This window comes from Lysobacter enzymogenes, assembly GCF_017168095.1.
GTDB classification, from domain to species: domain Bacteria; phylum Pseudomonadota; class Gammaproteobacteria; order Xanthomonadales; family Xanthomonadaceae; genus Lysobacter; species Lysobacter enzymogenes_D.
The window spans coordinates 1-8,313 of sequence record NZ_LXSD01000531.1; the positions used below are offsets into that span (position 1 = coordinate 1).

Sequence of the window (8,313 nt, forward strand, 5' to 3'; positions counted from 1 at the left end):
GGCCTGGCGCGACGCGCCGGGCGCCGGCGCCGCGGTGCAGCGCGACTGGTGGCGCGGCTACAACGACCCGGCGCTGACGCAGCTGGTCCAGACCGCGCTGGAGCGCAATACCGACCTGCGCCTGGCCACCGCGCGCGTGGCCGAAGCGCGCGCGCTGCTCGACGCGCAGGGCGCGCAGCAATGGCCGACGTTGGATTTGGCCGGCAGCGCCACCCGCTCGCGCAGCGTCGGCGCGGCGACCGGCCGGCCGGGCCTGTCGACCGTCAGCCAGCCGCAGTTCCAGGCCGCGTACGAAATCGACTTGTGGGGCCGCCTGAGCTCGCTGACCGAGGCCGCGCGCGCCAACCTGCTGGCCAGCCAGACCGGCGCCGACAGCGTGCGCCTGAGCGTCGCCGCGGCGGCCGCGTCCGGCTACATCGGCCTGCGCGCCAGCGACGCGCGCCTGGACGTGGCGCGGCGCACCCTGGCCTCGCGCGAGAACGCGCTCAAGCTGGCCCAGCGCCGCTACGACACCGGCTACACCTCGCGCCTGGAATTGGCCCAGGCGCAGGCCGAATACCGCGCCACCGCGCAGGTGGTGCCGCAGCTGGAGCTGGCGATCCGGCGCCAGGAAGACGCGCTGTCGGTCTTGCTCGGCCGCGCGCCGCAGCCGATCGCGCGCGGCAAGCCGCTGGCGCAGATCGCCGCGCCCGCGCTGCCGGCCGCCGGCGTGCCGTCGCAGTTGCTGCGGCGCCGTCCCGACATCGCCCAGGGCGAGGCGCAGATCGCCGCCAGCGACGCCAACCTCGCCGCCGCGCGCGCGCAGCTGTTGCCGTCGTTGCGCCTGACCGGTTCGATCGGCAGCCTGGAATCGAGCCTGCTGCACGGCGATCCGATCCGGGTGTGGAGCATCGGCGGCAGCGTGCTGGCGCCGCTGTTCAACGCCGGCCGCCTGCGCGCCGGCGTGCGCGCCAGCGCCGCGCGCCGCGACCAGGCGGTGCTGGGCTACCAGAAGACCGTGCTGACCGCGTTCGCCGAAGTCGAAGACGCGATGGCGGCGATCGCCCATTTGCGCGAGCAGCGCGACCAGGCGGTGCTGCAGCAACAGGCGCTGGCCGATGCGTTGCGCATCGCCCACAACCGCTACAACGAGGGGTATGCCTCGTACCTGGAAGAACTCGACGCGCAACGCAATCTGTTCAATGCCGAGTTGACCGCGCTGCAGTTGCAGGGCGATGCGCTGACGGCGGAGGTGAATCTGTACAAGGCGCTGGGCGGAGGCTGGGAGGCGGCGCAGTGAGGTGTGTGGTGAGCTGACAGGAAAGCCTCGGGCCTGAAGGCCCTCCCACAACAGCGAAGCTCGGCCATGAACGCCCGTGGCCGCTCGCTCTTGTGGGGGGGGCCTTCAGGCCCGAGGCCTTCCGCTCGGATCGCCCACGGCCTCAAACCCGATCCAGCTCGTTCAACGCCTTGCCGATGATCGCGAACTCCTTGTCCGGCTGCTGCGCATCGCTGAGGAACCACGCCGCCGACAAGCCCTGGAACGCGACGATCCACTGCAGCATCCGCCGCCGCTCGATCCGCGCGCATTCGCTCACCACCGCCAGCCGGCGCTCGAAGTTGCCGGGCGCCAGCGCGGTCTCGCCGTCGGGATCGGTGAACAGGTTGGCGTAGTCGAAGCCGCGCTCGCCCATGACCCGCTTGGGATCGATCGCGATCCAGCCGCGCTCGGGGCCGGCGTCGAGCACGTTCTCGTGGTGGATGTCGCCGTGCAGCGGCACGACCTCGCGCGGATCGTCGAACAGTTCCTGCGCGATTTCCCAGCAGCGCCGCAGCACGCCGCCGTGGCTGGCCGCGTACACCGGCAGGTCGGCGAACCATTCGCGCAGGCTCGCCAGGCCCTGCGGCACCGGCTGAGCGCGCGGCGCATGCAGGCGCGCGACCGCCTCGCACAGGATCCGGGTGGCGTCTTCGTCCTGGCCGTTGCGCGCCATCTGCGCCAGCGAGCGCGGCCCGCAGGCGCGCTCGAGCAACAACGCGCCTTCGCCGTCGTCGGCGTAGACGCGCGCGGCGCCGTCGCCGTTCCACCAGTTCATCAACAACCCGCCGCGCTTCTCTTCGGCCTCGCGCGCGATCTTGAGCATCGCCGGGCGGTCGCGATGGCGCACCGGCAGCAGGTCGCTGCTATGGGTGTGGATGGGGGTGCCGTCGACGCTGAGGTTCCACAGCGCGAGGTGTCGATCGTAAGGCGTCGTCATGCGCGAGCAGCGGTGGCGGCGGAACTATCGATATCGGGACGGACCGCCGGCGGGCAAGAGCGGGCGCGGCGGCGAGATGTTTCTATGTGTAGCCCGATGCGATGGATCGGGGAAAGCGCAGGGATCGCGTCGTTTGCGTCGTGGTTGCGTCTTCGCGGTCGCGGCTCGCGCCGCTCCTACAGGGAGCTTCGGCGAGTTTCGTATCCGACTGTAGGAGCGGCGCAAGCCGCGACCGCGAATACGCAACTACGCCGAAACCAAACCGCAAACCCGCACCTTCGCGCTTAAACCAACCAACGCCCTGTCGCGCGCCGCGCAGAAAACCCGATGCGGCAAAGTCGTGCCGCGAAACCGTCACGGCGCCGCGGCTTCCTGCGCCGCGTCCTCGCGGTCCTTCAGCACCTGCGCGGCTTCGGCGTCCGCCGCCATGCGATGGCGCAGCGACTTGCAGCGCTCCACGCCCGCGTCGGTCAGCGCCAGCGTGCCGTCGTCGCCGGCGTGCGCCAGCGCGGCTTCGATCAGGCGTTCGCGCAGGGTGCGGGAGTGATCGTCCGGCGCATGGCCGTGGTCGATACGCTGCAATACATCCAGCAAGGCCAAGTCTTCCAGGCTGATCGGATCCACGACACGACTCCACGGCGAATGCGCGCACTATGCCACGGCGCCCTCGCGCGGACAGCGCCGGCGCATGTTTCAGCCTGTTCATTTTCCGTCGCGGCGCGGCGCCGGCGACGAGGCCGTACGGGAAACGCCCGCTGCCGTGCGCGACCGCGCCGCGCGCCGGCGAACGCCGCAAACGCGAACGCCGCCCGTAGGCGGCGTCCGGCGAAGCAGACGATCCGATGCGGCGGGCCGAAGCGCGCCGCATGCGCAGATCAGAGCGCGGCGTCCTTGAGCTTCTTGAGCGGGCGCACCTTCACCTTGACGGTGGCCGGCTTGGCGGCGAACCACTGCTCTTCCTTGGTGAACGGGTTGATGCCCTTGCGCTTCGGCTTGGCCGCGACGCTGACGGCGGTGATCTTCAGGATGCCCGGCAGGGTGAACGCGCCGGCGCCCTTCTTGTTGATCGAGGCGTGCACGGCGCCTTCGAGCGCGCCGAGGATCGCGCGGACGTCCTTGGCGACGACGCCGGTGGTTTCGGCCAGGTGCGCGACCAGACCCGACTTGCTCAGCACTTCCTTGATCGGCTTCGGAGCGGCGGTCTTGGCGGCAGCCTTCGGCGCGGCCTTCTTCTTTGCAGCGGTCTTTTTCGTAGCCATAGTGTTTTCCGGTAGTACGGCGTTGGATGGATGGGTTGCCTGGTTAACCCCTCGGCAAGGCGGAATGTAGGGCAAGCCCGCCGCGTCGCCAAGAGCTTTGGCGTAAAAAAATGCGGGTTTTTCAGTCGCGCGCGTCCGGTCGCGTCCGCGCGTGCGGGAAAAACCCCGCGCCGCGCCGGTTCCGGCGCCACGGCGGCGATCTCCGAACGCGCCGACGGGATGCGAAAAAACCCTTGAAAACAGCATGTTCTGCGATTCGTGCGGCGGCGCAGCGAAACTTTGCGCGTGCCGTTCGCGTGCGCCGGCCGCGACGGCGGCGGCGATGCGGCGACATTCAGTCGCCGGCCGGCCCGAACGCGCGCGAAGCGCCGCGCGGGCGCGCGGTTGCGCGGCGATGCGCGGATGCCGGCGTCGCTGCGCGCGCCCGCGCGCATGCCGAAGGGGCTGAAATGGAGCGCAATTCGCAGGAATGGAATGCACGCGGCCTTCACGCCTGCGGCCGCGCGCGGCGGCCGCGGGCGCGGCTCAGCCGCGGTGCTCGCGCGCCAGGTACTCGGCCGACTGCATTTCGATCAGGCGCGAGGCGGTGCGCTCGAACGCGCCGCCCAGGCGTTCGCCGCGGTACAGCGCGGTCGGCGCGTCGGCGGCGGTGCACACCAGGTTGACGTGGCGGTCGTAGAACTCGTCGATCAGGTTGACGAAGCGCCGCGCCGGGTCGTCGTTGCGGCCGTCGAACAGCGGGATGCCGCCGAGCAGCACGGTGTGGTACTCGGTGGCGATCTCGATGTAGTCGCTGGCCGCGCGCGGGCCTTCGCACAGCGCGGCGAAGTCGAACCAGGCGTGGCCGTCGGCGCGCGCGCGCACCGGAATGTCGCGGTCGTCGATGCGCAGCGGCCCGGATTCGGGCGCGCAGCCCGCCGACAGTTCCTGCCAGCGCCCGGCCAGCCAGGCCTGCGATTCGGCGTCCAGCGGCGCGCGGTACACCGCGGTGCGGGTCAGCGCGCGCAGCCGATAGTCCTGCTGGCTGTCGAGCAGCAGCACCTGGCAATGCGCCTGGATCTGCGCGATCGCCGGCTTGAAGCGGTCGCGCTGCAGGCCGTCGGCGTAGAGGTTGGGCGGGTCGATGTTGGAGGTGGTGACCAGGGTCACGCCCTCGGCGAACAGGCGTTCGAGCAGGCGCCCGAGCAGCATCGCATCGCCGATGTCGATGACGAAGAACTCGTCCAGCACCAGCACCCGCAGGCGGTCGCGCCATTCGCGCGCGATCTTGGCCAGCGGATCGCTCTGGCCGGCGTGGGCGCGCAACTGGGCGTGGACCTCGCGCATGAAGCGGTGGAAGTGGGTGCGGCGTTTCTCCCGGATCGGCAGCTGCTCGTAGAACAGGTCGATCAGGAAGGTCTTGCCGCGGCCCACGCCGCCCCACAGGTACAGCCCGCGCACGCCGTCGCGCGGCTTGCCGCGCAGGCGGTCGAACAGGCCCGGCTCGGGCGCGGACAGCAACTGCGCCTGGATCCGGTCGAGCTCGCGCAGGGCCGGATGCTGGGCGGGATCGTCGCCCCAGTCGCCGCGGGCGACGCCGGCGGCGTAGGCCTGCGACGGCGTCGTCGCCGCGTCGCTGCGCACGTTCGCGCTCACGGCCGCAGCACGCGGCCGCCGGCCGACATCAGCCGCACCGGCACCTGTTCCTGGTAGCCGTCCGACCAGGCGTCCACCGCCGCCGGCAGCTTGCCGGCCCAGGCCGGGTCGGAGCTGTAGTAGCGCAGTTCGCCGTGGCCTTGCTTGTCCTCGCCGCGGATCGCCGCCCATTGGCGGCCGTCGGCGGCCTGGATCAGCAGCGCGCGCATGTCGACCGCGACGCCGCGCACGTAACCGTTGGTGACCTGGGCCTTGAGTTCGTCGTCGTTGCGGGTGTCGGCGACGTCCATGCGCTCGACCAGCGCGTCGTAGTCGTCGCCGAGCAGCTTGCGCAGGCGCGCGTCGTCCTCGGGCTTGAGCACCACGCCCAGGTCGAGCAGGGTCCAGTGGGTGGTCGCCACCGCCGCCGGCAAGCCGGGCAGATAGCGGCCGCTGAAGTGCACGCCCATGCCGGCGCCGCAGTCGCTGCCGGTGTGCTGCTGCTCGATCTGGATCTGGCGGTGGAAGCGGTGGAAGGTCAGTTCGCAGGCGGCGTTGTCGCCCTGGCCCTTGAACGCCATCTCGCTGTCGCCGGCCTTGCGCGCGCGGCCGGACAGCAGGCCGGTGTTGGCGCCGGAGCTGGCCTGCAGTTCGAATTCGTAGCGCTCGCCGTCGCCGGGCTTGAGCGCGAGGGTGGCGGTGCCGTCGCTGCGGGTCCACTCGCCGCTCCAGTCGAACTTGCCCGACACCGCGGCCGGCCCGAGTTCGGTCAGGCGGCCGACGTAGGCCATGCGCAGGCAGCGCAGCTGGCCGTCGCAGCGGTCGCGTTCGCGCAGCCAGGCTTCCTGGTCTTTCTTGAGTTCGCCGCGGTAGTCGCTGGCCTTGCGCGCGGCGGCGTAGGCGGCGGCGAGGTCGCTGTCGCGCTGGCGCAGCACCGGGTCGGCGCAGATGGTCTGTTCGTTGCGGTTGGCGGCCTTGGCGCAGTCGATGCCGGCGGCAGCGGCTGGCAGCGCGGCCGCGGCGAGCGCGGCGGCCAGCGGCAGCGCCAGGCGGGGGGAAAGGCGCATGGGGGAAGCGTCCTGGGTCAGGCGGGCGTGGCGTCGCCGGCGTCGTCGATCGGCGGCGGCAGGTGCGCGCGCACCGAGTTCTTGATCGCGCCGCGCAGGTCGATCAGGCGGCGATGGAAGAAATGCGAGGTGTCGGGCATGCGCACCAGTTCCGGCGGCTGGCGCAGGCCGGCGATCCAGGCGTAGACCGCTTCGGGATCGACGATCTCGTCGGCCTCGCCCTGGATCACGATCCACGGATAGCCCGCGGGCGGGGCGATGCGGTCGAAGTCCCAGCGCCCAGCCGGCGGCGCGATCGACAGCAGCAGCCGCGGCCGCAGTTCGTCGGCCATGCGCAGGCAGACGTACGCGCCGAAGCTGAAACCGGCCAGCCACAGCTGCGCGTCGGGGCGCTGCGCGCGCACCCAGGCGGCGACCGCGCGCAGGTCGTCGCATTCGCCTTCGCCCTGGTCGAACTCGCCCTGCGACTGGCCGACGCCGCGGAAGTTGAAGCGCACCGTGGCCGCGCCGCATTCGCGCAGCGAGCGCGCGGCCATGGTCACGACCTTGTTGTGCATGGTCCCGCCCTCGGTCGGCAGCGGGTGGCAGACGATGGCGACGATCGGGCGCGGCGGCGCTTCGGGCGCTTCCACGATCGCCTCGATCGTCCCGGCCGGGCCGGCCAGGGTCAGCGCAGCGCTCGCATCGCTGGGAAAGGCGGGGGTGCTCATGCCGCGCATGATACGGGGCGGCGCGGACCGGGTGTTACGGCGGTGTGTGCGCGGCGGTGGCGGCCAAGGCGGGCAAATCGGTGCGCAGCGGGCGGTGGGATCGGTCGCGTCGGAGCGCAAGGCGTCGGGCCTGAAGGCCCTCCCACAAGAGCAGGCCCCCACAAGAGCAGGCCCTCTTGCAAGAGGAGGCCTTCCTGCAATAGGTCCTTCTGCAAGAGGGCATCCTGCAAAAGCATCGGCTCCTGTGGGAGGGCCTTCAGGCCCGACGCTTCGCGCTCCGATCGCCGCGCGCCTTACCGCGGCATCAGATCGAACCCCAACAGCACCGGATCGTGATCGGAACTGCGCCACGGCCCCGCGCCGCCGTCGCGGTAGCCGGCGCTTTCGGGTTCGTCGGCGTTGGTGTGCCATTCGGCCGCGCCGCGCAGCGTCGCCGCCAGCGCCGGCGACAGCAGGGCGTGGTCGAGGCGGCCGAGTTCGCCGTCGTAGACGTAGCTGTACGGCGCGTCGACCTTGGCCGCGGCGAACGCGTCCTGCCAGCCGGCGGCGTAGAACTCGCGCAGGGGTTGCTCCTGGGCGTAGGCGTTGAGGTCGCCGACGATCATCGTGAGCTGGCCGCCGCTGCGGGTCGGGTCGGTCTTCAGCCAGGCATCCAGGCGCCGCGCCGAATCGCTGCGCAGCGCGTTCCAGCACGCCGCGCCGTCGCCCTGGTCGCGGTCGGCGCCTTCGGCGTCGCGGCAGCCCTTGGATTTGAAATGGTTGGCCGCGACCACGAACGCCGGCCCGCGCCGGCCGCCGGCGCCGAGGGCTTCGAACGCCTGCGCCATCGGCACCCGCGAATGCGGGCCGAACGGGCCCTGGGCCAAGGTCGCGGCGAGCCCGCGCGCGGCCACGCGCTGGCCGCGGTAGATCAGCCCGACCCGGATCAGGTCGCCGCCGGGGCCGCGCGCGTCCCGTGCGCACGGTTGCTTGCACGGCGCGGCGAAGCGCCAGTCCTGGGCGCCGCCGTCGGCGGCGTCGGCGCGGTCGAGCGCGGCGACCAGCTGGGCCAGGGTGGAGTCGGGGCCGTAGCCGTCGTTCTCCAGCTCCATCAGCGCGGCCACGTCGGGGTTCATGGCGTGGATGGTCTGCACCAGCTTGGCCAGCTGGGCCTTGAACTCGGCTTCGCTGCGCGCGCCGCGCGGAGTCGGGAAACCGCCGCCGCGGCCGTCGCCGTTGAACAGGCTTTCCAGGTTGAACGAGGAGATGCGCAGGCTGCCGTCGACGCGCGGCGGCTGTTGCGGGCGCGGCGCCGGCTGCAGCGCCGGCGCGCGCTCCAGGCGCAGGCCCGGGCGGCCGTTGCGCGGCAGGGCGATGCCTTCCAGCGCATCGAGACGGCTGCCGCTGCGCGCGGCGAACGCGGCGTCGCCGAGCGCCGCGCCGCTGA

At 72.0% G+C, this 8,313-nt stretch carries 8 protein-coding genes and 1 pseudogene; 1 reads left to right on the forward strand and 8 read right to left on the reverse strand.

Annotation, left to right across the window (positions count from 1 at the left end):
- Window positions 1-1,279, forward strand: a 1,279-nt coding sequence (locus A7A76_RS21180; protein WP_206413163.1) for an efflux transporter outer membrane subunit, incomplete at its 5' end; no start/stop codon positions are given.
- Window positions 1,280-1,421: 142 nt separating this feature from the next.
- On the opposite strand, the gene A7A76_RS21185 is transcribed toward A7A76_RS21180, so the two are convergent.
- The 8 genes and pseudogenes from A7A76_RS21185 to A7A76_RS21210 all read right to left on the reverse strand — a co-directional run.
- Window positions 1,422-2,237 carry an aminoglycoside phosphotransferase family protein gene (locus A7A76_RS21185; RefSeq protein WP_206413164.1) on the reverse strand — a complete coding sequence of 272 codons (816 nt, stop codon included), beginning with the start codon at window positions 2,235-2,237 and terminating at the stop codon, window positions 1,422-1,424.
- A gap of 354 nt (window positions 2,238-2,591) precedes the next feature.
- Entirely contained in the window at window positions 2,592-2,861 is a 270-nt protein-coding gene (locus tag A7A76_RS21190; RefSeq protein ID WP_206413165.1) for a hypothetical protein, read from the reverse strand.
- A 251-nt stretch (window positions 2,862-3,112) separates the two neighbouring features.
- Window positions 3,113-3,496, reverse strand: a complete 384-nt coding sequence (locus A7A76_RS21195; protein ID WP_206413169.1) for an HU family DNA-binding protein — start codon at window positions 3,494-3,496, stop codon at window positions 3,113-3,115.
- Between the two features lie 525 nt (window positions 3,497-4,021).
- Window positions 4,022-5,131: a cell division protein ZapE gene (zapE, locus tag A7A76_RS21200; RefSeq protein WP_343225382.1), complete on the reverse strand. Its 1,110-nt coding sequence runs from the start codon at window positions 5,129-5,131 to the stop codon at window positions 4,022-4,024.
- On the reverse strand, window positions 5,128-6,177 hold the full coding sequence (locus tag A7A76_RS25735) for a lysozyme inhibitor LprI family protein (RefSeq protein WP_241201101.1): 1,050 nt from the start codon (window positions 6,175-6,177) through the stop codon (window positions 5,128-5,130). The genes zapE and A7A76_RS25735 overlap by 4 nt, the downstream gene beginning before the upstream one ends.
- A gap of 17 nt (window positions 6,178-6,194) precedes the next feature.
- Window positions 6,195-6,887, reverse strand: coding sequence for an alpha/beta hydrolase (locus A7A76_RS21205; RefSeq protein ID WP_206413167.1), 693 nt, complete (start codon window positions 6,885-6,887; stop codon window positions 6,195-6,197).
- A 231-nt stretch (window positions 6,888-7,118) separates the two neighbouring features.
- Window positions 7,119-7,238, reverse strand: a pseudogene (locus A7A76_RS26985) (DUF6053 domain-containing protein); the annotation flags it as partial.
- Window positions 7,181-8,313, reverse strand: a 1,133-nt coding sequence (locus A7A76_RS21210; protein ID WP_206413168.1) for an ExeM/NucH family extracellular endonuclease, incomplete at its 5' end; no start/stop codon positions are given. The gene A7A76_RS21210 and the pseudogene A7A76_RS26985, both read right to left, overlap by 58 nt.

Excerpts from the sequence above, each read along its gene's own strand:
- A7A76_RS21195 (WP_206413169.1), bottom strand. The coding sequence starts at position 3,496 with ATGGCTACGAAAAAGACCGCTGCAAAGAAGAAGGCCGCGCCGAAGGCT.
- A7A76_RS21185 (WP_206413164.1), bottom strand. The coding sequence starts at position 2,237 with ATGACGACGCCTTACGATCGACACCTCGCGCTGTGGAACCTCAGCGTC.
- A7A76_RS21205 (WP_206413167.1), bottom strand. The coding sequence starts at position 6,887 with ATGAGCACCCCCGCCTTTCCCAGCGATGCGAGCGCTGCGCTGACCCTG.
- A7A76_RS25735 (WP_241201101.1), bottom strand. The coding sequence starts at position 6,177 with ATGCGCCTTTCCCCCCGCCTGGCGCTGCCGCTGGCCGCCGCGCTCGCC.